The 23,982-nt window shown below is 68.7% G+C and carries 19 protein-coding genes and 4 pseudogenes; 6 read left to right on the plus strand and 17 right to left on the minus strand.

What is annotated here, in order from left to right; translation table 11 throughout:
• Positions 1-73: 73 nt before the first annotated feature.
• On the plus strand, positions 74-727 hold the full coding sequence (locus tag ACWCRJ_RS29845; protein ID WP_450942203.1) for a hypothetical protein: 654 nt from the start codon (positions 74-76) through the stop codon (positions 725-727).
• Positions 727-996, plus strand: a complete 270-nt coding sequence (locus ACWCRJ_RS29850) for a cytochrome P450 (protein WP_450942227.1) — start codon at positions 727-729, stop codon at positions 994-996. Before ACWCRJ_RS29845 ends, ACWCRJ_RS29850 begins: the two co-directional genes overlap by 1 nt.
• Here ACWCRJ_RS29850 and ACWCRJ_RS29855 read toward each other — a convergent pair.
• The 3 genes and pseudogenes from ACWCRJ_RS29855 to ACWCRJ_RS29865 form a co-directional block, all read right to left on the minus strand.
• Positions 980-1,165, minus strand: a pseudogene (locus ACWCRJ_RS29855) (transposase); the annotation flags it as partial. The gene ACWCRJ_RS29850 and the pseudogene ACWCRJ_RS29855 overlap by 17 nt on opposite strands.
• Positions 1,166-1,444: 279 nt before the next feature.
• The gene (locus tag ACWCRJ_RS29860; protein ID WP_450942204.1) at positions 1,445-3,121 is read right to left on the minus strand and encodes a CocE/NonD family hydrolase; all 1,677 of its coding nucleotides are present in this window, start codon (positions 3,119-3,121) and stop codon (positions 1,445-1,447) included.
• A gap of 94 nt (positions 3,122-3,215) precedes the next feature.
• On the minus strand, positions 3,216-3,353 hold the full coding sequence (locus ACWCRJ_RS29865) for a hypothetical protein (protein WP_450942205.1): 138 nt from the start codon (positions 3,351-3,353) through the stop codon (positions 3,216-3,218).
• A 443-nt stretch (positions 3,354-3,796) separates the two neighbouring features.
• On the opposite strand from ACWCRJ_RS29865, the gene ACWCRJ_RS29870 reads away from it, so the two are divergent.
• Positions 3,797-6,214 (plus strand): SpoIIE family protein phosphatase, encoded by a 2,418-nt coding sequence (locus ACWCRJ_RS29870; protein ID WP_450942206.1) that lies wholly within the window; start codon positions 3,797-3,799, stop codon positions 6,212-6,214.
• Between the two features lie 113 nt (positions 6,215-6,327).
• Here the strand turns inward: ACWCRJ_RS29870 and ACWCRJ_RS29875 are convergent, their stop codons facing one another.
• The 10 genes and pseudogenes from ACWCRJ_RS29875 to ACWCRJ_RS29920 all read right to left on the minus strand — a co-directional run bounded on the left by ACWCRJ_RS29875 (position 6,328) and on the right by ACWCRJ_RS29920 (position 16,787).
• Positions 6,328-7,017: a TetR/AcrR family transcriptional regulator gene (locus ACWCRJ_RS29875; protein ID WP_409105776.1), complete on the minus strand. Its 690-nt coding sequence runs from the start codon at positions 7,015-7,017 to the stop codon at positions 6,328-6,330.
• Between the two features lie 156 nt (positions 7,018-7,173).
• Positions 7,174-7,842 carry a zinc-binding dehydrogenase gene (locus ACWCRJ_RS29880; protein WP_450942228.1) on the minus strand — a complete coding sequence of 223 codons (669 nt, stop codon included), beginning with the start codon at positions 7,840-7,842 and terminating at the stop codon, positions 7,174-7,176.
• Positions 7,834-8,052, minus strand: a pseudogene (locus ACWCRJ_RS29885) (alcohol dehydrogenase catalytic domain-containing protein); the annotation flags it as partial. The gene ACWCRJ_RS29880 and the pseudogene ACWCRJ_RS29885, both read right to left, overlap by 9 nt.
• Positions 8,053-8,271: 219 nt before the next feature.
• On the minus strand, positions 8,272-9,030 hold the full coding sequence (locus tag ACWCRJ_RS29890; RefSeq protein WP_450942207.1) for an SDR family oxidoreductase: 759 nt from the start codon (positions 9,028-9,030) through the stop codon (positions 8,272-8,274).
• Positions 9,027-9,815, minus strand: a complete 789-nt coding sequence (locus ACWCRJ_RS29895; RefSeq protein WP_450942208.1) for an enoyl-CoA hydratase/isomerase family protein — start codon at positions 9,813-9,815, stop codon at positions 9,027-9,029. Before ACWCRJ_RS29895 ends, ACWCRJ_RS29890 begins: the two co-directional genes overlap by 4 nt.
• Positions 9,812-11,455, minus strand: a complete 1,644-nt coding sequence (locus ACWCRJ_RS29900) for an AMP-binding protein (RefSeq protein ID WP_409105771.1) — start codon at positions 11,453-11,455, stop codon at positions 9,812-9,814. The genes ACWCRJ_RS29895 and ACWCRJ_RS29900 overlap by 4 nt, the downstream gene beginning before the upstream one ends.
• The gene (locus tag ACWCRJ_RS29905) at positions 11,452-13,200 is read right to left on the minus strand and encodes a CocE/NonD family hydrolase (protein ID WP_450942209.1); all 1,749 of its coding nucleotides are present in this window, start codon (positions 13,198-13,200) and stop codon (positions 11,452-11,454) included. Before ACWCRJ_RS29905 ends, ACWCRJ_RS29900 begins: the two co-directional genes overlap by 4 nt.
• A gap of 325 nt (positions 13,201-13,525) precedes the next feature.
• Positions 13,526-14,027, minus strand: a pseudogene (locus ACWCRJ_RS29910) (NAD-dependent malic enzyme); the annotation flags it as partial.
• An 85-nt stretch (positions 14,028-14,112) separates the two neighbouring features.
• Positions 14,113-15,456 carry a cation:dicarboxylate symporter family transporter gene (locus tag ACWCRJ_RS29915; RefSeq protein WP_450942210.1) on the minus strand — a complete coding sequence of 448 codons (1,344 nt, stop codon included), beginning with the start codon at positions 15,454-15,456 and terminating at the stop codon, positions 14,113-14,115.
• Between the two features lie 164 nt (positions 15,457-15,620).
• The gene (locus ACWCRJ_RS29920) at positions 15,621-16,787 is read right to left on the minus strand and encodes a mandelate racemase/muconate lactonizing enzyme family protein (protein ID WP_450942211.1); all 1,167 of its coding nucleotides are present in this window, start codon (positions 16,785-16,787) and stop codon (positions 15,621-15,623) included.
• 109 nt (positions 16,788-16,896) lie between these two features.
• Here ACWCRJ_RS29920 and ACWCRJ_RS29925 point away from each other — a divergent pair, with 109 nt between their 5' ends.
• Complete coding sequence (locus tag ACWCRJ_RS29925; protein ID WP_450942212.1) at positions 16,897-17,580, plus strand: GntR family transcriptional regulator; 684 nt, start codon at positions 16,897-16,899, stop codon at positions 17,578-17,580.
• Positions 17,581-17,617: 37 nt separating this feature from the next.
• Positions 17,618-17,710 (plus strand): annotated as a pseudogene (locus ACWCRJ_RS29930) (LysR family transcriptional regulator); the annotation flags it as partial.
• A gap of 734 nt (positions 17,711-18,444) precedes the next feature.
• On the opposite strand, the gene solA reads toward ACWCRJ_RS29930, so the two are convergent.
• From solA to ACWCRJ_RS29950, 4 genes are all read right to left on the minus strand, one after another.
• Positions 18,445-19,593, minus strand: a complete 1,149-nt coding sequence (gene solA, locus ACWCRJ_RS29935; protein WP_450942213.1) for an N-methyl-L-tryptophan oxidase — start codon at positions 19,591-19,593, stop codon at positions 18,445-18,447.
• Between the two features lie 20 nt (positions 19,594-19,613).
• Positions 19,614-21,209 (minus strand): FAD-binding oxidoreductase, encoded by a 1,596-nt coding sequence (locus tag ACWCRJ_RS29940; RefSeq protein WP_450942214.1) that lies wholly within the window; start codon positions 21,207-21,209, stop codon positions 19,614-19,616.
• A gap of 172 nt (positions 21,210-21,381) precedes the next feature.
• Positions 21,382-21,882, minus strand: a complete 501-nt coding sequence (locus tag ACWCRJ_RS29945; protein WP_450942215.1) for a RidA family protein — start codon at positions 21,880-21,882, stop codon at positions 21,382-21,384.
• Positions 21,883-21,971: 89 nt separating this feature from the next.
• Entirely contained in the window at positions 21,972-22,652 is a 681-nt protein-coding gene (locus ACWCRJ_RS29950; protein ID WP_450942216.1) for a haloacid dehalogenase type II, read from the minus strand.
• A 258-nt stretch (positions 22,653-22,910) separates the two neighbouring features.
• Here ACWCRJ_RS29950 and ACWCRJ_RS29955 point away from each other — a divergent pair, with 258 nt between their 5' ends.
• Positions 22,911-23,597: a GntR family transcriptional regulator gene (locus tag ACWCRJ_RS29955; protein ID WP_450942217.1), complete on the plus strand. Its 687-nt coding sequence runs from the start codon at positions 22,911-22,913 to the stop codon at positions 23,595-23,597.
• The last annotated feature ends 385 nt before the right edge of the window (positions 23,598-23,982 follow it).

The following is a 23,982-nucleotide window of genomic DNA, read 5'->3' on the forward strand; positions in this document are numbered from 1 at the left end:
CTTCCGGGCCGGCTTCACACTCCCACCCGCGCTCGCCTACAACGGCACCCCCAGCCACGCCGGACTGCGCCGCGTGGTGACCCGGTTCTCCAACGCCGAGCGCGTCACCGCAGCCGTACCGATGATCCGGCGCGTCGCCGAGGAGTTGATCGACAGAGCGCGCTCGGAGCTCGACGCCACCAGCCGCTGCGAGCTGTTCACCTCGTTCGCCCAGGTTCTGCCTTGCCGGGTGCTGATGGAACTCCTCGGCATCCACGGGGTTGCCCCTGCCACCCTGATTCGCTGGAGTGATGCGTCGCTGGAGCTGTTCTGGGGGAGGCCCCCACTGGAAAGGCAACTGGAACTGGCGGAGTCCGTCGGGGAGTTCCATCGGTGGCTGACCGACACGGTGCGCGGTAACACAGCCCCGCCCAGCTCGTTCATCGGGGCGTTGGCCCGCCACCGTCTGCCGGGCGGCGAGCCGCTGGACGTCGAGACCGCGGTGGCCGCCTGCTTCTTCGTCTTCATCGCGGGCCAGTCCACCACCGGGCAACTCCTCGCCACAGTGCTGCAGCGAGGGCTCACCGAGCCCGGCTTGTGGCAGCGCGTGGCTCGGCAGACGGGTCTGGCCGAGGACTGGGTGGAGGAGGTGCTGCGACGCGAACCGCCGGTCACCTGGCGCCGGATCACCGCGTGCGCGACCGTACCGGGCGACGTGACCTCCCGGAGGGAGCCCAGTTGTTGTTGATGCCGCTGGGCAGCGGATCCGACCCGGAGATCTTCCCCGACCCGGAGCGGATGCGTCCGCACCGGACGAACATCCGCCACCACCTCGCGTTCGGCGTCGGCCGGCATCGCTGCCCGGGAGCGTCCCTGGCACGCACAGAGGCGGCAGTGGCCCTGCGGGCGGCGGCCGATCGCCTGCCGGAAGTGCGGCTGGAGCAGGGTGGGACCGAATCACCCATGCTGGATCTGTTGTCCTTCCGGGCACCCCTGCGCGTCACCGTCCTTCGGTGAACCCGGCAGCCCGCCGTGTGACTTTCGCGTGGTGCGTGACGTCCGCCGGGATGCGGGTGAGAGCCCGACGAGCGGTGTCCGAGGCCCACTCCTCGGGCAGGGACAAGCGCCATTGCAGAACACGTGACCCGGTCGGCCTTCTGGCCGTTGCAGCAGCGCCCCGCCGGCACCTGGTACTCCGTGTTCTCCAGCGTGTGCGTGATGCCGTCGAGTAGGTCGGGGGAGGACGGGATTGCGGATGTCGGCAGCAGCATGTCGATGGTGTGGGTCAGCCCGCGCAGGGTCTGGCTCCCGCCTGCGGCCGACAGCCGAGCTCGTCGATCTCACGTCGCACCTTGGCCCGCGTCTCGGGGCCGGCCCCGTCACAAATCCGTTCGCACACCACCTTGGTGGACGCCACTGATGAAGGACCGGGAACCGGGCCTCCCGGTCCTTCACTTCGCACCGATCAGTCGGCGACGATGGGGAGCCGAATGTGTGACGGCCGTGTGCTGTCGTGGAAGATGCGCTGCCGGGCGACGCGCGCGGTCGTCCCTTCGGTCACCGGTTCGCCGGTGTTGAGGTTGCGGTCCCAGCGCGGGAAGTTGCTGGAGGTCACCTGGACGCGGATGCGGTGCCCCGCCTTGAACACGTTCGAGGTGGACCACAGGTCGACCTCGATCTTGTCGATGCGCGACGGGTCGGTCTTCACGCGGGTGATGCCGTCGACGATGTTGCGGGACACCCCGCTCTCGTCGACGTCGCACAGGCGGACCACCCAGTCCGTGGACGGACCGTCCGTTGCTGCGAAGAGCGTGGCATATACGTGCCCGGTGACTTCGACGTCGGCCTCCAGCGGTGGCGTGGTGAACACGAGCACATCGTCACGCTCTTCGGTGACGCGCTGATCGAAGGTGCCTGCGGGGAACTCGCTCGACATGACGAGGTTGCCGCCACGGGTGATCACAGGGTCGGCTGGATCGTAGGTGAAGTCCGACTCGGCGTTCTCGTCGGTCGGCGACTCCCAGGACAGGGTCGCGTCTTCGCCCAGATAGAGGGCGGTGTCCCTCGCGCGAGCGAGTGGCCAGTCCTCTTCGAGGCGCCACTGGTTGACACCCATCACGAAAATCATCACACCTGACTCATGGGCCGACGTCGCGGGTCCGTCCTTGAGCCAGTGGTCCAGCCATTCGAGATGGACATCCGTTAGGGGCTTGCCGAACGGGCCCGCTGCCGCGAGACCGAAGTTGACCTCTCCGACCTTGCCCGGACCGAGGGTGTCACTCACCGTAAGGGCGTGGTGCCACGGACCGACGATGAGCCGGGCGACGCGGCCGTGAGCGCGCATGCCGATGTAGTTGTCGAGGCTGCCCTGCCCGAAGATGTCGTACCAGCCCGCGATGTTGAGGCTGGGCACCTCCAGTTTGGCGTAGTGATCGGAGACACGTGACTCGGCGAGGGTCGCCGGGTCGGCGAGCGCGCGGGTGACTCCGAGGTCGGGCTGACCTGTGCGGACGGTCACCGGCAGGTTTCCGGACGGCAGCCCCCAGTAGCCGACGGTGGCCAGGTCGTCGATATCAGCCATGGCCGCGCCGATCCTGCCCATCAGCTCCTCGACCGGGAGCCCTTCCTTCGGGTACTGCCCCAGCGCGGTGACAGCACCCCAGAGCGCGTTGACGCCCAGCTCGATCGCACCCCCACGGAAGAGCAGACCGTCTGCCGGGTCCGCCCACGTGATGGACGGTGTGATCGCAACCAGGTGCGGGGCGCCGGAGATCGCGGCGCTCCATTGGGTGGACCCGAGATAGCTCCCGCCGACCATGCCCACCTTGCCGTTACTGCCCGGCAGGGACGCGGCCCACTCGATCGTGTCGTACCCGTCCTCCCGCTCGTACTTCCAGGGCACCCATTCACCGTCGGAGGTGGCCCGCCCACGGGTGTCCTGGTTGACGACGATGTACCCGTTCCGCGCGGCGAGCCGGAAATCGAGCAACACGTCCGCGACCGAGACCGACTTGTCATACGGCGTGCGCTGCACGATGACGGGAAACAGGCCCTCACCTGCCGGGCGGTAGACATCCGCTCGCAACACGGTGCCGTCCCGCATCGGCACGGGAACGTCGTACTCAATCTCGATGTGGCGCATGTGTCTCCTTTGACAGGGGGCTGAACTGTTGGCAGCCAGCCCGTATGGCGCGTTGTGGGGGCCGCATTCCGAACATGGCGGGGATCGACGGGGCTCAGCGGACGGAGGATCCGATGCCGAGGCAGCCGTCGACGTCAAGGGCGACGCCGGTGACGTAGCCAGCGGTCGGTTGAGCAGAGGTGGCGGCGGCTTCGGCGATGTCGGTGGGGTCGCCGGTGTGGCGCAGCGGCACCTCGGAGACGCTTTAAAGCTCGGCCCCGACCCGGTGACCAGGACTGCGCTGGTCGAGGGATCCTGTTCGGCCTCGGTCAGTGCGGCGGTGAGTGCGTCGACGGGAGAGGCGTTGAGCGCGTTGCGCGACCTCGACGAGCTCACTGACCCGAGCGCCGGCATGCTCGGCGCTTCTGGTCGGCTGCGGGGCCATGCACCTCCTCGGGGTACGCTTTGGGGTACTCAATAATCAGCTAACGTACCCGCCTCGGAGGTGAGGCTCAAGGGGGAATCCTGGAGCCCTCCCACGAGAGCTGTGTTTGCAGAGCGGAGCGCGGATCGTGAAGGGCCTCGGCAGTCGGCAGTGAAGACTTCGTGATGCGCGCTGTCCCAGTGCCGCCCTCGCAGGGTCCTGCCTGAGTCGCCCATACTGGGCGTAGCCTCACCAGGCGATGGGAGCGAGAGATGAGTGCCTCCTACCAGCATGTCGGCCCTGATCTGTCCTTGCCGGACGGCATCGCGACGGCCCTGCTGGACGAGGACGGGGTTGTGTTGCGGTGGTCCCGGACGGCTGTCGACATGCTGGACCGGACGGCAGCGGAGGTGTGCGGGAAGTCGGTCGGGTACCTGCTCGCGGACGGCTCCGCGGGTTGCCGGGCCGAGCGCGGCAAGGTCATCATGCCTGTGGCGGGCCGGGCGGTACTGCGGCACCGTTCGGGCGGCGTGGTCGAGGTCGACTTCCGGGCGCTGCCGCTGGAGGCGTGCACCGAGATCTTCGTTCTGGCGGTCCCCATCGGTTCCGTGACCACGTCGGAACAGGACTCGGCCCTCGGACGGGCGCTGCTCGCCCAGGACCGGATCGGGATCGGCATCCATGACATGGATCTGAAGCTTGTGCGGACCAATATCACGCCCGGGATGTTCGCCGGCGCCGCCCTGCCGCTGGGGGGACGGCCGGCGGACGTGATGTCTCCGCCGTACGCGGCGTTGCGCCGGGTGCTGGAGACGGGGGTGCCGCTGATCGGGCACGAGCAGCCGATGCGCTCTCCGCAGGTTCAGGGGCGGCAGCGGTGCGTCTCGCTGTCGGCCGTCCGCCTCGAAGACGCCCGGGGAAACCCGACGGGGGTGGCCACGCTGTACACCGACGCCGTGGAAGAGCAGCGCTCCCGCCGTCGGCTCGAGGTGTTCCACCAGGCCGCCCGGATCGGCGGTTCCCTCGACGTCAACCAGACTGCCCAGGACTTGGCGCACGTCCTCGTCCCCGCCCTCGCGGACCTGGCCTGGGTGGATCTCTCCGAGGCCGTCCTGCTGGGGGAGGAGCCCCCCAAGATCCTCAGCGGATATCTGAACCTACGCCGGGTAGCGGTGGCCGCGGACTCCGCTCCCTACCCCGCCACGCTCCTTCAGCCGGGAGCGACGATTCCCCGGACGCCGGAAGGGTCCCATCTGTGGCGCTACCAGCGCGGTGAGGCCGTCATCATCGACCACGAGACGATGAGAAACGCCTTCAGGGACGACCCGGAAGCGTTCCGGCTGCTCGCCCCCGAGCACGGGCACTCGTCCCTCTGGGCTCCGCTGTTCGCGCGCGGTCTCGTGCTCGGCAACGTCGCGATGTGGCGTACCGAGCGGCCCGAGCCCTTCGACGAGGACGACGCGGCCTTGCTGGCTGAGCTCGCCTCCAAGGCCGCGATCAGCGTGGACAACGCGCGCCGCTACACCCGCGAGCGCCGGGTGGCCGTTGCCCTGCAGCAGCGCCTGCTGCCGCGCGCCACCACCGACACCCCGGCGGCCCGGACCGCGGGTTTCTACCTGCCCGCCGGCGGCGGAGCCGAGATCGGCGGCGACTGGTTCGACGTGATCCCACTGCCCTCGCTGCGAACCGCCTTCGTCGTGGGCGACGTCGTCGGCCACGGCCTGCACGCCACCGCCACCATGGGCCGCCTGCGCACCGCCGTCCAAACCCTGGCCGACCTGGAACTCGAGCCCACGGAACTGCTCACCCGTCTCGACGGCCTCGTCGCTCGGCTCGCCGCCGAGGCCGCTCCGGAACACCGGGACAGCGTCGGCGCCACCTGCCTGTACGCCGTCTACGATCCCATCGACTGCCGCTGCACCCTGGCCAGCGCCGGCCACCCGCCCCCCGTCCTGCTCCGGACCGACGGAACCACACACGTGCTCAAGGTCTCCCCAGGACCCCCGCTCGGCGTCGGCGCCATGCCCTTCGAGACCACCACCGTCGACCTTGAACCCGGCAGCGTCCTGGCCTTGTACACCGACGGGCTGACCACACGCGACGACCAAGATCCGGATGTGGCTCTCCGGCACCTGAGCGACCGCCTGCCCGCCTGCTACCTCCCGGAACGCTCCCTGGACGGTACCGGCCACGCCCTGTTGGCGGACGCCGGCGACCCCCCGCCCCGCGACGACATCGCCCTGCTCCTCGCCCGAACCCGGGCCCTGCCGGCAGAGGCCGTCGCCGCCTGGGAATTCCCCGCCGATCCCGCCATCGTTGCCGACGCCCGAGAGGCAGCCATGCGCCAACTGGCTGCCTGGGGGCTGGAAGAGACCGCCTTCACCACGGAACTCGTCGTCAGCGAACTGGTCACCAATGCCGTCCGCTACGGCGGGGGACCCATCGGCCTGCGTCTCATCCGCGATGAGGTGCTCGTCTGCGAGGTCACCGACTCCAGCAACACCCAACCCCGCCTGCGCCGCGCCCGCACCACCGACGAAGGCGGCCGCGGCCTCTTCATGGTCGCCCAGCTCACCACACGCTGGGGCAGCCGCTACGGCCAGACCGGAAAGACCATCTGGGCCGAACAACTTCTCGAAGCCCCAGACATCGGTCAGCTCGCGGATCTGCCGCAGAACACTCCGGTCTGAGGAGGATGCGCTGGAAGGTGGGTGAAGCCTGCTCGTCCGTGCATCTGGCGCGCGATCCGCTTGGTCTTGGTGTTGACGCGCTCGGTGGCTGACACAGGGAACGGAACGGGTCCCTACCCGGGCGCCGAGCCCTGGTCCCTGGGCGAGCGCACAGCCGTGGAAGGAGGCTCGGATGCGCCTTGTTCCGAACTGAGCCCGTCCAACAGGAGGTCACCGAGCTCGGAGAAGGCGTCGCCGGCGGTCAGGCCGGTCCTCTCCAGGAGGACCCCCGACTGGACCGCATCGATGGTGACCGCCACGACCTGGGCCGCGAAGTGCCCGTTGAGCGCGCGGAAGACGCCGGTCTGCACGCCCTCCTCGATCAGTTCGTGGACCCGGTGCGCCGCGGCGGCGGAGTTCGTGCGGTAGATCTGTGCGGTCGGCTCGTAACCGACCATGTCGTCGTAGAAGGCGTGGGAGTGCCGGCGCATGGCCGTGCCGACGCCGGTGAGATAGACGCGGATGCGCTGCCTGGGGTCGGGCTCTGCCTGGACCGCCTGTTCGATCTCGGCTGTCGCGTCCCGGAAGAAGGCGCGGGTGACCGCCAGGACCAGTTGTTCCTTCGTGGAGGCGAGGCTGTACAGCGTGGCCTTGGAGCACCCCAGTCGCTGGGCGAGCTCGTCCATGGTCACCGCGGTGAAGCCTTCGGTCAGGATGATCGCCTCGGTCTGGCGCAGCAGTTCGTCCCGCCGGTGTGTGTCGACGACCCGTCTGCGCGCCGTTCGGCGTGGGCGTCGGTCACGCGAGTCAGTTTGGGCCGTCACCGCAGCAGTCTCCCATGAACGTCTCCGCCTGAAGCGGCGGGTGGCCGTCCGGGCCGGAAGGCCACCCTGGCGAATGGGTACTAGCGTATCGCCTGACGTACCCAGGCTTGGCGGCAAGTCCCTGGGGGTGCGGTGCCTGACGATTCCGCGGTGTCCTCAGGCACGGACCTGCAGCAGTGTCCGGCCGAGGGCTTCTCGGCGGTCCAGGTGCTTCAGCGCGGCCGACGCCTGTTCCAGGGGGAAAACGGACGAGATGGGTGGGTCCAGTCGGCCGGACTTCAGCAAGGGCCACAGTTCGTGCCAGTAGACGCGGGCTGCTTCCGGATCCTGCCGCCAGTACTCCTCCATCCCGACTCCGAGCACAGAGGTGTTGGTCAACAGCAGACGATTCACTTTGACCGTAGGGATGCCCCGGCCCGCGAATCCCAGCACGAGGAGGCGTCCCCCGCCGTGCCGTAGCGCACGAAGCGAGTCGGGGAAGCGATCGCCGCCGACGGGGTCGATCACCAGGTCGACGCCTCGGCCGTCGGTGAGAGTCCTGACCTCGTCGAGAAATCCGCCGACCCCTACGACCTCGTGTGCTCCTACCGACCTGGCCAGTTCGGCCTTCTCGTCGGTGGACACGACCGCGATGACGCGTGCGCCGTACGCCGCGGCCAGCTGGCAGGCCGCGCTGCCCACTCCGCCCGCGGCGCCGTGGACGAGGACGACCTCGCCAGGGCGGAGAGCGCCCCGGTGCTTGAGGGCGAAATGCGCGGTCAGGTAGTTCAGGGGCAGGGCCGCGCCACGGCGGGTGTCGACGTCGTCCGGGAGAGGAAAGACCATCGATGCGTCGACGGCGGCTGTCTGGGCGAAGCCACCGGTGACCGGCAGCGCTGCCACGCGGTCACCGGCACGGAATCCGGCACCGTCCGTGCGGACCGTTCCGGACACCTCCCAGCCGGGGATGAACGGCAGTTCGGGACGAGTCTGGTACTCCCCGCGAGTCTGCAGGAGATCCGGGAAGACCACGCCCGCCCACTCGACGTCGATGAGGACCTGGCCCTCTTGGACCTCCGGCTCCGGGAGCTCTCGCCCAGGGCTTCAGGACCCTCGAAAGCTGTGACGATTACACCCTGCATCCATACCTCCCAGCCCCAGGACCATCGAGACCACTACGTGCTCGCATTGTCACTACGGCCCGGCGAGTGTGGTCGGGCCGGGCGACGCGGGCCGACGGGCTGGTGATCACCTGTTTCTCCGCCGGGTTCGTGGTTATCGGATCGAGGATCCGATGGAGATGCCGCCGTCCACGTCGAGGACCACACCGGTGACGTAGCCGGCGGCTTCGCCGGCGAGGAAGGCCGCGGCTTCGGCGATGTCCTCGGGCCTGCCGGTGTGGCGCATCGGGACCTTGTTGGTGAGCTTGTCGCGTGCGGGACCGTTCATGGAGGCGAGCATCGGAGTCTCGATGAGGCCGGGGGCGATGGCGTTGGCGGTGATGCCGTGGCGGGCGCCCTCCAGTGCGAGGGTGCGGGTCATGCCGACGATGCCGGCCTTGGCGGCCACGTAGTTGGTCTGGCCGAAGTTCCCGCGCCACGACATGGAGGAGAAGCTGATGATGCGTCCGTAGCCCTGGCGTTTCATGGGACCGAACGCGGCGCGGGCGCAGTGGAAGCCGCCGGTGAGGCTGACGTCGATGACCGCGTGCCAGTCTTCGTCGGTGATGTCCTCGACGCGGTTGTCGCGGATGATGCCGGCGTTGTTGACGAGCACGTCGAGGCGGCCGAGATCGGCGGTGATGCCGGTGATCCAGGCGTTGACCTGGGCGGAGTCGGTCACGTCCACCCGGTCGGTGCGGAGTTTCGCGTCGTGGGCGTCGGTGATGCTTCCGGCGGCGTCGGTGAGGGCCTGTTCGTTGACGTCGGCGAGGGCGACGGTGGCGCCCTCGGCGGCGAAGCGGGTCGCCATGGCGAGGCCGAGACCCTGTGCGGCGCCGGTGATGGCGACGACCCGTCCCTGGTAGCGATTCACTTGGTGTCTGCTTTCGTGGTGTGGGGAGCGAGGAAGGCCCGCAGGGCGTCGGCCACCGAGCTCGCCTGCCAGTTGTCTGCGAAGGTGGCCAGTTCCTCGCGCAGGGCCTGCTCGGGGGCCATGCCGTCGATCCGGTGCAGCAGCGTCTTGAGCCGTTGCTGCGCGGGGCTGTGGCGGTCGGCCAACTGGTGGCAGATACGGGTGGCGGTGGCGTCGAGGTCCGCCTCGGGCACGATCGCCTGGATCCATCCGGTGTGCTCGAAAGCGGTCGCGGGCAGCAGCTCGCCCGTGAGCAGGAGCCGGCGTGACAGGCCCCGCCCGACCGCGCCGGGCAGCCTGACGCTGGACCCGCCGGCCGGTACGAGCCGCCGTTGGAGGTGACCGTCGCCGATCAGCGTGGTGTCGGCGGCCACGACGACATCGCAGGCCAGGGCGAGTTCGAGGCCCCCGGCGACGGCGTGACCGTGCAGCACGGCGACCCAGGGCTTCGGGCTGGCCGCGATACGGCTGAAGCAGGCCGACACGTCGGTCAGGAAGTCGACCGGGTTGTCGCCCCGCTCGTGCAGGTGAAGGAACTGGTGGAAGTCCCCGCCGGCACAGAAGCTCGGTCCCTTGCCCGCCACCGCGACGACCGCTGTGCCGGGGTCCGCCTCGGCGGTGGTGATCTGCTTGTCCAGGGCATCGATGAGAGCGGCGTCGAGGGCGTTGCGCCGCTCGGGGCGGTTGAGCAACAGCCACCTGACGGGGCCGCGTTGCTCGACGAGGAGGGGGTCCGTGTCGGTCACTGTGCCTCTCGGCTGGAGAGTTCGGCGCGTCGGCGGTTACGCAGCAGGTAGCGCTGGGTCTTGCCGCTGGGCGTCTTGGGCAGGGCGTCGATGAAGTGGATGGTGCGCGGGTAGGCGTGGGCGGCGTAGCGGGTCTTGACCAGCAGCTGGAGTTCGGTGGCCAGGTCCGGTGAGGCGTCGGTGGCGTCGCGCAGGACGACGTACGCCTCGATGACCTCACCGCGGACGTCGTCGGGTGCGCCGATGACACTGCACTCGGCGACGGCGGGATGCTGGGCGAGGACGCTCTCGATCTCGAACGGCCCGATCCGGTAACCGGCCATGATGATGACGTCGTCGTCGCGGGAGGAGAAGAAGAAGTCGCCGTCGGCGTCGACGCGTCCGGCGTCGCCGGTGAGGTAGTAGCGGCCGTCGGGGGTGAACTTGGAAGCGCTCTGCCCGGGGATCTGGTAGTCGCGGAACGTCATAAGCGGGCTCGTCGTGACGTCGATCGCGACCCGGCCCAGCACGCCCGGTCCGGCGGGCTCGTCCTTCTCGTCGGCCAGGACGGTCAGGCTCCAGCCGGGTACCGACCGGCCCATCGATCCGGTCTTGAGGGGGCGGGCGAGTTCGCTGTGGTGGTGGTTGGCCAGGGGCATGCCGACCTCGGTCTGGCCGAAGTGGTCGTGCACGGCTAGGCCGAGCGCCGTACCGGCCCACTCGTTGACCTCGGGGGTCAGGGGCTCGCCCGCGCTGGACGCCCGCTCCAGCCGCAGTCCCTGCGGCACCGGCACCGACGAGGAGCGCAGTCCCCGGTACACGGTGGGGGCGGCGGCGAAGTCGGTGACCCGGTGGTCGACGAGGGTGCGCCAGGTCGTCTCCGGGGAGAATCCGCCGGTCAGCAGCAGGCTGGGGATGCCGGCGGCCATCGGAGCGACGATGGCCGAGTACAGGCCGTAGGCCCAGCCGGGGTCGGCGGCGCACCAGTAGCTGCTGTCCCGGGTGACACCCAGGCCGTACTCCAGGTAGACCTGCCATCCGGCGATGTAGGAGACGGGGTGGATGACCCCCTTGGGCTTGCCGGTGGTGCCGGAGGTGAACATGTGCACCAGGGGTCCGTCCCCGCTGGTGGTGACGGCGGGCACCGGCTCCGGTGACGCGGTGGCGATGAGGTCGGGCAGCGACACGTCGCCGTGCTGTGCGCCGCTTCCGGTGACGACGATGCGGCGCCGGGGGTCGTCCGGCATGTCGGGGCCGGGGTCGAGTTTGTGGCGCTGGTCCGGGTCGACGACCACGACGTGCGCACCCGCGCCCTCCAGGCGCAGGGCGATGGCCTGGGGTGCGAACGCGGTGAACAGCGGGACGTAGACCGCGCCGAGCCGCCAGATCGCCAGGATGACGGTGACCAGGTCGGTGCCCTTGCCCATCAGGGTTGCCACCCGGTCACCCGGACCGACGCCAAGCTCCTGCAGCACACGCGCGCAGCGGTGGGAGGCGGCGGCGAGCTCGCCGAAGGTCAGCGCGGAAGCCTTGCCGTCACTGTCGACCACGGTGAACGCGACGCGGTCGGCGGGGTGTCTGTCGCACAGCAGCCCGGCCACGTTCAGGGAAGGCGTCGTGAAGGTCGCGGTCAGTTCGGTGACCCGGTCGGTGGCGCTCACGACTGGTCCTTCCGGTCGATGACGGGCAGGACCAGACGGCTGGGGTGGTTCGGCCCGTGATGGATGTGGTTGATCGCGGGAATCATCTGCTCCTCGCTCTCGCGGGCGATGACGCCGCCGGTGTTGGTGTTGCGGTCGTAGCGGGGGAAGTTGCTGCTGGAGACGTCCACGCGGATGCGGTGACCGGGAAGGAACACATTCGAGGTGGCCGTCATGTCGATGGTGATCTCGTAGACCGTGCCGGGGTCCATGAGTTCTTCCGTGGCGAGGCCGCCTCGGTAGCGGGCGCGCAGGATTCCGTCACACAGGTTGATGGCTCTACCGTCGGGGAAGACGTCGACGAGCTTGGCGGTGAAGTCTGTGTCCACCGCCGACGAGGAGACGAACAGGGTCAGGCTGACCGGACCGGTGACCTCGACAGCCTCCTCCAGTACCGGGCCGGCGAAGCACAGGACGTCCTCGCGGCCGGCGACGGTCCGCTGGTCGACTGGGCCGCAGAACCCCGGCGTCGTCGGCATCGACGCCCCGCCGGCCGAGGGAACCGGGCGGCGCGGGTCGTAGAGGTAGGTCTCGTGCCCGGCGTCGGCAGGCGCCTCGGTCGTCAACACCCCGTCGCCGTCCGCGGTGTTGGCGTGTCCGGCGCTCGTCAGGTGGAAGTCGGTCCATCTCGTGTCGGGCAGCGGCCACTCCTGCTCGTCGCGCCACTGGTCGATGCCCATGACGAAGATCTTCACCGGCGCCACGCCGTCCAGAGCGGTGGTGTCGCCCCGCAGCCAGCGGTCGAAGAACTTCAGCTGCAAGTCGCCCAGGCCCACCATCTGGGCGCTGGCCAGCGGACCGAAGGAACGGTCGCGGTAGACGCCTGTCGAGGAGGGGTCGTGGTCCCACGGACCGATGATCAGCCGCTGCCCCTCACGCGCCTGCGCACTGCCTGCCTGCGTGCAGGCGGTCGTGTAGGTGCGCAGGGTCTGCCCGATGTAGAGGTCGTACCAGCCGCCGATGTTCAGCGCCGGGGCAGTGACGTTCTTGAGCTCGGACGTGAGCTCCATGGCGTCCCAGTACCCGTCGTGGGACGGGTGGGCCATCCAGTCGTCCCACCACTTCCCGTACGCCGCCAGGACCGGCACCTCGGCCGTCGGCAGCACCTCGTTGAGAGACTCGTGAGACAGCACCGCCTGACCGAGCTCCTGCAGCTGGGACAAGGTGTCCTCGCCGGCCGCCAGGGAACGCTGTGCGTCGGCCGCGTACATCATGGCGTTCCACAGCGTGACCAGGCTCAGTGAGAGGGCACCGCCCGCGGAGTACCAGGGCGCCTCGTAGTTGTCGATCGAGGTGAAGGTCGGCGCGATCGCCTTGAGGGCCGGGGCGCCGGTCACGGCGGTCTCCCACTGGACCATCCCGCCGTAGGAAGCCCCGTACATGCCCACCGTGCCGTCCGACCACGGCTGGTCGGCAATCCAGGCGACGGTGTCCTCGCCGTCGTTCCGGTCCGCCAGATGGGGAACGAACTCGCCTTCCGAGCGGTGGGTGCCCCGGCAGTCCTGCACCACCAGCGCGTAGCCGGCTTCCAGCAGAGTCCCGAGGTTGGGCATGGAGGCAAAGCTGATGCCCAACAGGTCCTTGCCGTACGGCAGGCGCACGAGCAGCGCCGGAGCCTTGCCCTCGACCGGATGCCACACGTTGGCGGCCAGGGCTACGCCGTCACGCATCGGAACTTGGACATCTATGTCGTACAGGTGCTGCATCGGTGCTCCTCGTCGAGCCGACGGCGTTGTTGTGATGTGGGTACGTTAAGAGATACCTTCGTACCCAGTCAATTACCGTAACAAGTCTGACCTCCCGTGATTCACCTGCACGGGTCCCCCCGTTTGGCCTCTGCGGACAGATCGCCCGACGACGGGAAACCGCGAGGGCCCCAAGGTCGGCGAGGCGTGTCGGTGGGTGGCGGCTGGCGCCTCGCGCCAGCTCCTCCATGCCGCCGCCCGGTCGAGAGGCGGCCGCCGAACGGGTGCGGGCGAGGTGACAGCCGGCACAAGGCTGGGTTCCGAGACGACGTCCCGGGCTGCCGTCCGGCCGATGAGTACCGGGACCGGGCATTTCGTCGAGGCGCAGCACGGCCGAGCCGTCCGTCACGACCCGCAGCGGAGTTGCGCTTGATGGTGAGGCGGCGGGTGTCCTCGGGGGTTCTCGGCGATCGCCATACAGACGCGGGCCACGCCCGGCGTATGGACCATGGAGAGGTCGTCACGGTTGCGGATGGGCTGGACGCTGTCTCGATCTTGCCGCCGAGATGCATCAGGAACGTACGGTCGGAGACCTTGCCGAGCGTGACGCCCCCGATGCCGCGCAGCTGTTCGATGATCTCGCGGCGTGGCGGCGGAGGCGGCGGTGATGGTGACGTCGATGCCGAGACGGTCGGCGTCGGATGAGACGACGTCGAGGGTGGTGACCGAACTGCCCGGCGCCTCCATCGTGGCCGTCAGCTGAAGGACCGCGTTGCCTGCCGCGGGACTTCGAGGCGGATGGCCATCGAGGAGGCGACGCTGGGCGTGCGCACTGGAAGGGTCCTCATCCGTCCTGGTGTGCGGCGGCCTGGAGGGTGCCGCCGGTGGGTGACGTGTACGCCGTCGAGGGGTGACCGCACTCGACGGGCACGGCTACTTGTCGGCGCCGACCTTGGCGGTGTCCGACTCGGGCTGCGGCGGCGTGGTGGTGCGGGCGTGCAGGACCCTGCGGGCCTGTTCGGTGTCGAAGTCGTTCTCCCACTTGCCGATCACGATGGCGGCGACGGCGTTGCCGAGGACGTTGATGAAGACGCGGCCCTCGTTGAGGATGCGGTCGATGCCGACGATCAGGGAGAGGGCGGCGAGCGGGATGTGGCCGACCGCGGTGACGGTGCTGGCGAGGACGATGAACGCGCCGCCCGCGATCCCGGCGGTGCCCTTGCTGGTGAGCATCATGACGCCGACCATGATCAGCTGCTGCTGCCAGGACAGGTCGATGCCCATGGCTTGGGCCAGGAAGAGGGAGGCCATCGTGAGGTAGACCGCGGAGCCGTCCAGGTTGAAGGAGAAACCGGAGGGGATGACGATGCCGACCACAGGGCGGCCGATGCCGAGGATCTCCAGTTTGCGTACCAGCTGGGGCAGGACGGCCTCGCTGGAACAGGTGCTGAGGGCGACGAGCAGTTCGGCCTTGAGGAAGCGGATGAGGCCGAACAGGCTCAGGCGGCAGGCCCGCATGATGGCGCCGAGGACGACCAGGACGTAGACGATGCAGGTCGCGGTGAACAGGATGATGAGGTAGCCGAGCTGTTTGAGGCTCTCGGCGCCGTAGGTGGCGACCACGGTGGCAAGGGCGCCGAAGGTGCCCAGGGGCGCGAGCCGCATCACCCAGCCCACGATGCGGAAGACGACGTCCGACAGTGCCTTGATGCCGCGGGTCAGCGGTACCCCTTCTTCGCCGGCCATGTTCAGGGCCGCACCGAAGACGATCGAGACCATCAGCGCGGACAGGATCGCGTCCCCGGTGATCGCGCCCAGCAGGGAGGCGGGGATGAGGGAGGAGATGAAGCCGGTGAAGGTGGCGTGCTCGGTGGCGGTCTTGGGCACATCTTCGGCGTTCAGTGACGAGGGGTCGACGTGCAGGTTGGCGCCGGGCTGGAAGATGTTGGCGACGACCAGCCCGATCAGCATGGACGCCAGGGACAGCACCAGGAAGTAGCCGATCGCCTTCACGCCGATCCGGCCCGCCTTGCGCAGGTTGTCCATGGAGGCGATGCCGGTGGTGACCACGCAGAAGACGACCGGGACCACGATCATCTTGACCAGCGCGATGAACCAGTCGTTGAGCGGCTTCAGGTCCTCACCCAGCCCGGGCGCGAGGATGCCGACGGCGATGCCGAGAACGGCGGCCAGTACGACCTGGAACCACAGCTCCCGTATGAGACGGCTCAGCCGTGACCGCTGCGGGCGGCCGGCGACGGTGGTGGTGCTTGTCATCGTTGGTGCTCCTTTGCACGACGATCGGGTGTAGCCCTGTCCCGTGGGGGTTCGGGGGACGCGACACGGCCCGGGCGTCCCCGCTCTCGTGTGTGGCGCCCGTATCCGGCGGCGTCGGCCGACGGCGCCCACCCGGTGGCGTGCGCGTCCGCGGTGGGGGGCGGTCAGCTGTGCAGGGCGCGCAGCACCTTGTAGAAGGCGGCCTTGCTCTCGAAGCCGATGCCGGGGGTGTCGGTCAGGCCGACGCGGCTCTTCTCGACGACGGCGTCGTCGGCGAAGCCGCCGGTGGGCTGGAACTCGCCCGGGTAGGACTCGTTGCCGCCGAGCTTGAGGGCAGCTGCGATGTGCAGGGAGAACTGGTGCCCGCCGTGCGGGATGCAGCGGCGCGAGGACCAGCCGTGCTGACGGAGCATGTCCTGGATGCGCAGGTACTCCACCAGACCGTAGGAGAGCGCGGGGTCGACCTGGATGGTGTCGCGGTCGGGGCGCAGGCCGCCGTAGCGGATCAGGTTGCGGGCGTCCTGGAGGGAGAAGAGGTTCTCGCCCGTGGCGATGGAGCCGGTGTAGTGCTCGGCGACGGTGGCGTTGAGGTGGTAGTCGAGCGGGTCGCCGATCTCCTCGTACCAGAACAGCCCGTAGGGCTCGATGGCCCGCCCGTACTCCAGGGCCGTGTCGAGGTCGAAGCGGCCGTTGACGTCGACGGCCAGCCGGGAGCCGTCGCCGTCCAGGACGTCGATGACGGCCTCGATACGGCGCAGGTCCTCCGCCAGGTCGGCGCCGCCGATCTTCATCTTGACGACGTCGTAGCCCAGGTCAAGGAAGCCGCGCATCTCGTTCTGGAGGTCGGTGAGGGTCTTGCCCGGGGCGTAGTAGCCGCCGGCGGCGTAGACGAAGACGGAGTCGTCGGGCTGCCCGTCGCCGTAGCGCTCGGACAGATACCGGTACAGCGGCTTGCCCTCGATCTTGGAGGCCAGGTCGAACAGGGCCATGTCCACCACACCGACCGCGACCGAGCGCTCGCCGTGCCCGCCGGGCTTCTCGTTGCGCATCATCACGTCCCAGGCCTTGGCGTGGTCCAGTCCGCCCCGCTCGTCCAGCAGGCTGCCGGGCTCGGCCTCGAGGAGGCGGGGCAGGACCCGGCGGCGCAGGATCTCTCCGGCGCTGTAGCGGCCGTTGGAGTTGAAGCCGTAGCCCACCACGGGCCTGCCGTCCCGGATGACGTCGCTCTCGATCGCCACGATCGAACAGTCCATGGAGCTGAAGTCGATCCAGGCGTTCCGGATCGAGGAGCTGATCGGAACGACGCCCTCGTAGACGTTGGTGATCTTCACTGCGGAGCCTTTCTCATATCTTATAAGATGTGACGCCTGTTAGAGTGAGCTGGTCCGCTGCGGGATGTCAAGGGGTGGGGAACCCCCGGAAAGGGACGGTCAGGGGGCTATGGCAGGACAGAACCTGTTCTTCAGCAAGAGCGACCTCGCCTACGCAGAACTCCGCGATCGGATCCTCTTCGGCACTCTTCCTGCCGGGTCACGGCTCGCCCAGTACGACCTCGCCGAGTCCCTCAACATGAGCATCACGCCCCTGCGCGAGGCCATCCGCCGTCTCAGCAGCGAGGGACTCGTCACCGTCGAAACCCACCGCGACGTCCGGGTCTCCGTCATGAACTCGAACGAGGCCCGCCAGCTCTTCGAGGTCCGCCTGTCCCTGGACCCGACCGCCGCCGAGCTTGCCGCCCAGCGACGGACCGACGACGACATCGCCACCATGCAGGCCGCCGTCGACAAGCTCCTCCCCGTCACCCGCCAATGGGGGGAAAAGGCACTCATGGCCCACCGCGCCTTCCACCAGGCGCTGTACCGGGCCTCGCACAACGACGTCCTCATCCGTCTCCTGGACGACCTGTGGGACAAGTCCGACCGCTACCGACGCCTCGGCCTCGAACTCCCGCCCGGTGACGAACCCCGCACCCGGGACCTACAGGAACACCACCAACTCGTCTCCCTCATCGTGGACAGCCGCGCCGCCGAAGCCGCCCAGCTGATGCGAGGCCACATCACCCACAGCCTCACCGCCACCGCCATCAGCGCCCTCGAAGACCGCGAGGGCCTTCGCGTGACGTGACGCGCGGCGACCGGCGCCGTCGTGATGCGGGGGCCCGATGGAAGTGCGTGAGCGGGAGTATTTCCTGGCAGTCGTCGACTCCGGCGGCTTCAATCGTGCCTTCGCCCTGCACGTCTCGCAGCCGTCCCTGGGCCCTGACATGGTGGTTGGCGGTCTGCCTGCAGCCATGTTGACGGACACCAGGTGGTCAAACGAGCGGGGCGGTGATTCAGCGACCGGGTCATCTCACGATTGGCCGCACCAGCCGCCTCGAGCTCTTCGGTGCGTTCGTCAAGTTCGCCCTGCTATTCGATAACTACCTTTTCGGCGTGGTGATCCGCTGCTGGAGTAGTTACTCGGGTGGTGGGCGTGGTCGCGCGGGTTCGGCTGCTCGCGCGGTCCTGCGAGCCCCTGAGCAGCAGGGGGCGCCTGGGGTTCTATGCGCAGGTCAGTCCTTGATCTCGCAGATGGCCGCGCCGGAGGTGATGGAGGTGCCGACCTCCGTGCTGGGCCCTTGATGGTGGCGGAGCGGTGGGCGTTGAGGGCATGGTGGTGTCCGTCAGTTCCTGGGTTGTGTGAGTACGGGCGTACGCGGTCGTTCCGACACCATCCGCGCCGTCCCGCTGGGATGGTCCGTGTGCGCTCCGGGGTGGGCCGCCACCCGCCGCCTCGGCCGCGGGATGCGTAATCCACCGGCCGCCGTGACAGCGAGCGCCCCGAGCAGGGCCCCAGGACGGCGGCCGGGGCGAGGACGGTCCAGAGGGCGCGTTCGGCATACGGCTGGTTCTCGGCACCGTTGCGGGACATCAAGAGCTGAAGCCTGCAACGACCGTCAGCCGGATGGCGATACCGAGGCCATTGCGCCGAGGCGGCAGGAGTGGGCGGTTACCTGGTCCTGAACCGGTCCGGACGCACGAAGTCCAGGCCTTCCATGGTCTGCTTGCCGAGCGCCTCGTGTGCGGCGATGTGGCCGTAGCCGGTCGCCATTTTGAAGCCCTTTCCGGAGAACCCGGTGGCACAGTAGATCCTGCTGTTCTCGTCCAGCCAGCCGACGAGGGGATGCCTGTCCTCGGTGAACAGGTCGGGGAAGGCGTCCGAGCGCGCGATGGTGGGGATCAGGCCGGGGAAGAACTCGGTGACGATCTCGGTGACCTTTTCGACTTCTTCCCGGGTGAGTTCCCTGGGCACGGAGTCCGGGTCGGGGGTTGCCCTTGCGCGGCCGGCCAGCGGTCCGTCCACCGATGCCTTGACCGTCACGCCGTCGACGGCGGGTGCGCCGTACATGGAGCGATCCTCGTACCACCGGCTGAAGGCGGGGAAGTTCTCCGGCGTGAACTGTGTGCCGTCCTGGGCGATGAACCAGGTCAGGACGATCCGATGGGTTTCCGTGACGGCCTTGAGGTGGTCGGGCATGAGCTTTCGGGACCAGCCTCCCGAGGCGACGATGACCTTCTCGAACGTCCAGGTTCTGTCGCCCGAGGTGACGACCACGCCGTGGTCGGTTTCGGTGATGCTGTCCACGGGTGTGTTCTGCAGGACGGTGGCGCCGCCTGCCTGGGCCGCCGCGACCGCAGCGCTGACGGCGCGGTCGGTGCGCAGAACGCCGCCGTGGGGGTCATAGACGGCGCAGTCGTCGGGGCGGAGATTGTGCTGAGGGTAGCGTTCGGCCAACTCCTCCCGGTTGAGGACGTAGTGCTCGGCTCCGGTGATGCGCGTCGCCTCGAGGAGGCTGTTGATGTAGCTGCCGTTCGCTGTCCCGATGGACAGGCCCCCGGTAGGCGTGAGGATGTCCTGCTGCCCGGTTTCGGCTTCGAGCTCGGCCCAGAGGCTGCGGGAGCGTTCGATGATGGGGTAGTACTCGGGCCTCCCGAGGTAGATCATGCGGAACAGTCGGGTGTCCCCGCCCACGGCACTGCGGCCGTGGGCAGGGGTGGCTGCCTCGAAGCCCACCACCGAGCCGGACAGCCGGGAGGCCTGCCACAGGGCCATGCTCCCGATGCTGCCCAGGCCGATGACTGCGAGTTTTGCGTCCATGAGAGCAGGTTCCTTTTCGTCTACTCGTGAAGTCCGGCGAGGCGGCTGCCGAATCGGGCCAGGAGTGAGGTCTCGCTGGAGCCCCTGCGCTCTTCCCACTGGTCCGCGATACCGAAGAGCCGGTACATGGCATGAACACCCAGCCAACGGATGGGCTCCGGTTCCCACTTCGGCGCCCGGTGGCCCACCCAGGGAAGCGTGGTCCGTTCGGTTTCCTTCTCGAAGGCGAGTTCCACGAGAGTCCTGCCGCCGACATAGGCCGCCGTGACACCGTGTCCCGCGTAGCCGGTGGACGATCCGATCCCGGATGCCGGGTCCCAGTGCACGCCGCCGTTCCAGTCACGCGTGACGCCCAGGACTCCCGACCAGGCGTGATCCACCTCGAAGGGGATGCCCGGGAAGAAGGAACCGAGCTTGTGCGAGATCAGGTCGATGGTGGACCGGGCGGTCGCACCGGCTCCCCCCGTGCCGGACCCGAAGCGGTAGGGGACACCACGGCCCCCCATGGCGATACGGCCGTCCGACGTCCGCTGGGAGTAGATGAACGTGTGAGCGGAGTCGTTGAGACACTGGGGCCCGTCCCAGCCGATCCGCTGCCACGCCTCCTCCGGCAGGGGCTTGGTCACGATCATCGAGGAATTGACCGGGATCAGGCTCCGGCGGCCCAGCAGCTGTCCCGAATAGCCTTCGGTGCAGATGAACGTCTTCGCCGCGGTGACACGCCCGTCGGCCAGGGTGAGGGTCTTGCCCTCGACACGGTCCACGCGGCTGCTCTCGTAGATCCTGACGCCCATGGAGGTCAGGGTGTCGGCGAGGCCGTAGACGAGTTTCGCGGGGTGGATCCGCGCGCAGTGCTTGTAGAAGAGTCCGCCGTGGACGGTGGAGATGTTGATCCGGGACTGGAACTCGTCCCGGCCGAGCAGGTGGACTTCGTCGTCGGTCAGCCCGTACCTCAGTTCGGCATCACGCCGGGTGACAAGCCGGCCCAGCCCCGCCCGCGTGTGGGCGGCGACGAGCGCTCCGCCCTTGTGCTGATCGGCATCGATCCCCTCGGCCGCAAGGATGTCCAGGACCGCGTCGACGCCGGCGACGAACTCCTGCTGCAGCGCCCGGCTCGCCTCCAGCCCTCCGCCGGCGCGGGCGAAGGCGGCACGGTTTCCCGGCGGCATGGCCGAGAGCCAGCCACCATTGCGCCCCGACGCGCCGTAGCCCACCTGCTCGGCCTCGAAGACGGCGACGGAGAGCGACGGTTCGAGCTTCTTGGCGAAGTAGGCCGCCCACAGGCCGGTGTAGCCGCCGCCGACAATGGCCACGTCGACGGAGTCCTGGCCGGTGAAACGGGGGAACGAGGGCTTCTTGTCGGCCAGTTGGGCCACCCAGAAGCCGAGCTCTCCGTTTCTGGGTGGTGCCGCAAGCGCGTTCATGTCGTGTCCTTCTTCTGTGTCTGGGAACCGTGTGGGCCGGTGCTGGAAGGCGGTGTGGCCGCCGTCGACGGGGCGGGTCGCCCCGTTGATGTACGAGGACTCAGACGACGCGAGGAAGAGGACGGCGGCGATCTCCTCGGGGGAGTGCGAGGTGCCTGAGCGGGTGCCGGTGCCGGCCCCGAGGCCCCCCACGCCCGCGGATGGGAGGCCTGCGGGCCGCTGACCTGCGCTGGAGGGAGGCCTTGATATGGGCGTTGTGACGTATGGCCTCGAATCGAGGCAGTGCTCGGCGCCGAAGTCCTGCACACGGCCGATGGTTCCCGCATCACGTCGACCGGCACCACCAGCGCTTCGGTACGCGTCGCTACACCGCGGTGCAGATCATCTGGATCTCGACCGGGGTGTTGAGCGGCAGCCCGGCGACACCGATCGCGGTGCGGGCGTGCCGTCCGTTCTCGCCCAGTACCTCGATGAGCAGTTCACTGGCCGCGTTGGCGACCTGCGACTGCTCACCGAAGTCCGGCGTACTGGCCACGAAGACCAGCATCTGCACGATCCGGACCCGGTCCAGATCGCCCACCGCCTGCACGGCGGCTGCAAGGCAGTTCAGCACGGCATGGCGCGCGAGCTCCTTCGCGGTCTCCAGCTCCACGTCCCGGCCGACAACTCCCTGACCCAGCAACTCACCATCTTGGTAAGGGAGTTGGCCGGAGATGTGGATGCTGGAGTCCACGATGCTGGAGTCCACCGCCCGGTGGTGCACGAAGTATGCGTTGCCGGGAAGGTCGGGCAGCTCCAGTCCGATGTTCTGGAGCCTTTCCGAGGCCGAGTCGCCCTTGACGGTCTGAGGCAGGGGCAGGCTCACGCCGCCACCGCCTTGCTGTGACCCATTTCCTCGGTTCTCCTGTTCTCGGGTTCTCAAGTTCTCGTGTTCTCCGGTTCTCCGCTCGGACGTCAGGGGCGCGGCAGGCCGAAGAGGACCGGGAGGTCGGCGATGTCGGTGATCCGCTCGTAGCCGAGCCAGTGCTCGTCGTGCTCGAAGCCGCGGTCGACGTACACCTTGTTCTCGATGCCCATGATGGCCGCGGGTCGGTGGTCATACATGGGGCTCGCGGAGACGTGGACGATCTCGTCGGGTGTCACGTCGAGCTTGTCAAACATGTACTCGAACGCGCTGAGTCGCGGCTTGTAGACGCCCATCTCCTCGGCGCTGATGACGACCTCGAACGGGGCCTTCAGGTTCTCCGCGAGGCGTACGGCGTGCGCGGTGTCGCTGTTGGTGATGATGACCAGCGGGACCGCCTCGGCCAGGCGGTTCAGCGCCTCGGTGACACCGGGGTACGGGCCCCAGGTGGGGACGCGCTCGTACACCGCCCGCGCCTCGTCCTCGCGGTACTCCAGGCCGACCTTGCGCGAGGCGCGCTCCATGGAACGCGCGACGATCTGGTGGAACGGCTGGTACGCGCCCGTGCACTCGTCGATCCGGTACGCCTTGCAGATCCGCAGGTACTCATCGGCGACCTCGGCCGGCAGTCGGTCGCCCAGGACCTCGCGCATCGTGTCGTTGATGCTGAACTTGATCAGCGTTCCGTTCATGTCGAACGTCGCGAACTTGGGCTTGATGTCGAATGCCACTGGTCCTCCTGTGCGTTTGAAGTGGAGCAGTCTGACGCTGTGGTCGATTGTCGACCATCTGTCTGGTCGATTGTCGACCAAACGTGTCCGGACTGTCAACAGCGCCAGAGGCGCGCCTTGGGCAGGACGGCGCCGACCCCCTTCTGTGTGCATGAGGTGATCCACCGGCGCAGCCCACTCGATGACGTTGATGCAACCGGCGGAGGTATAGTCGACAAACGACCAAGTGGTCGGCAATCACTGAGGGAGGGCCACGGGGTGGACCACAAGTTCGAGTGGCAGGAGCAGCGGACGACGACGCCTGAAGGCGTCTACCGCACACTGCGAGCCGCCATCCTCGATGGGACCGTGCCTCCTGGTGGCCAGCTGCGCGAGGCGCACATCGCCGCGGATCTCGGGATCAGCCGGTCCCCGCTGCGCGAGGCGCTGACCAAGCTGGAGGAGGAAGGCCTCGTCGTGAAGATCCCCTACCGTGGGGCCTTCGTCGTGGAGGTGAGTGCTCGGGAGGTCGCCGAGATCGACTCGGTCCGGCTGCGTGTCGAGCCGTACGCCGCCGAGCTCTCGGCCGAAGCGCTGCGCGGTCCTGAGCGGCCCCAGTTGCTGCAAACCGTCGAGGATCTCCGCCGGGCCATGGAGAAGGACGACATCCCGGCCAGCATCGACGCGCACCTCCGATTCCACAGGCTCTTCTACGATCTCTCGGGCCACGGCGTCCTGCAGAGTCTCTGGAACGGCTGGGAGACCAAGCTGCGCCTCCACCTCAGCGTCGACCACCGCACCTACAGCGACGACCCGCAGCAACTGGTCGTCGAGCACGAGAGGTTGGCCGCCGTTGCCCTGGGCGGCGACACCGACGCGTTCCGCCGGGAACTGGCTGCCCATTTCCCCATGGGGCTGGGGGGCAAGACGGAAGATCCGGGGGAGCCCGCGTCCCGGCATGCATGAGGCCATGCCGCCTGCGTGAATCATCCAAGCCCGCTCGCCACGGCGTCGACGCCGCTGCGTTCGGTGATCGAGGTGTGCGACCACGGGCAGGCATCGGCATACGCCCGCAGGCGGGCGTATGCCGGATCGAGCGGCTGCGCCCGGTCCTGGGTGCCTCCTGTCGTGGCCGCGATCGGTCGGCTTCCGTCCGGCAACCGCCGCGCGCACGGGTGACGGACCCGCCCGCGCACCGCGACCAGACAATGCGCCGATGTCGCCGACTTCGTTCGGGGTGGGGCAGCCGTGGCCGGTCGCGGCCGGTGAGGCGCATGCGTAGCCGTTGATCGGCATGCATTCCGGCGACGCCGTCCGCGCCGTGCCGAGGTTGCCGACGTATCTGCGGGCG

The sequence above is a fragment of the Streptomyces sp. NPDC002324 genome (assembly GCF_053593335.1).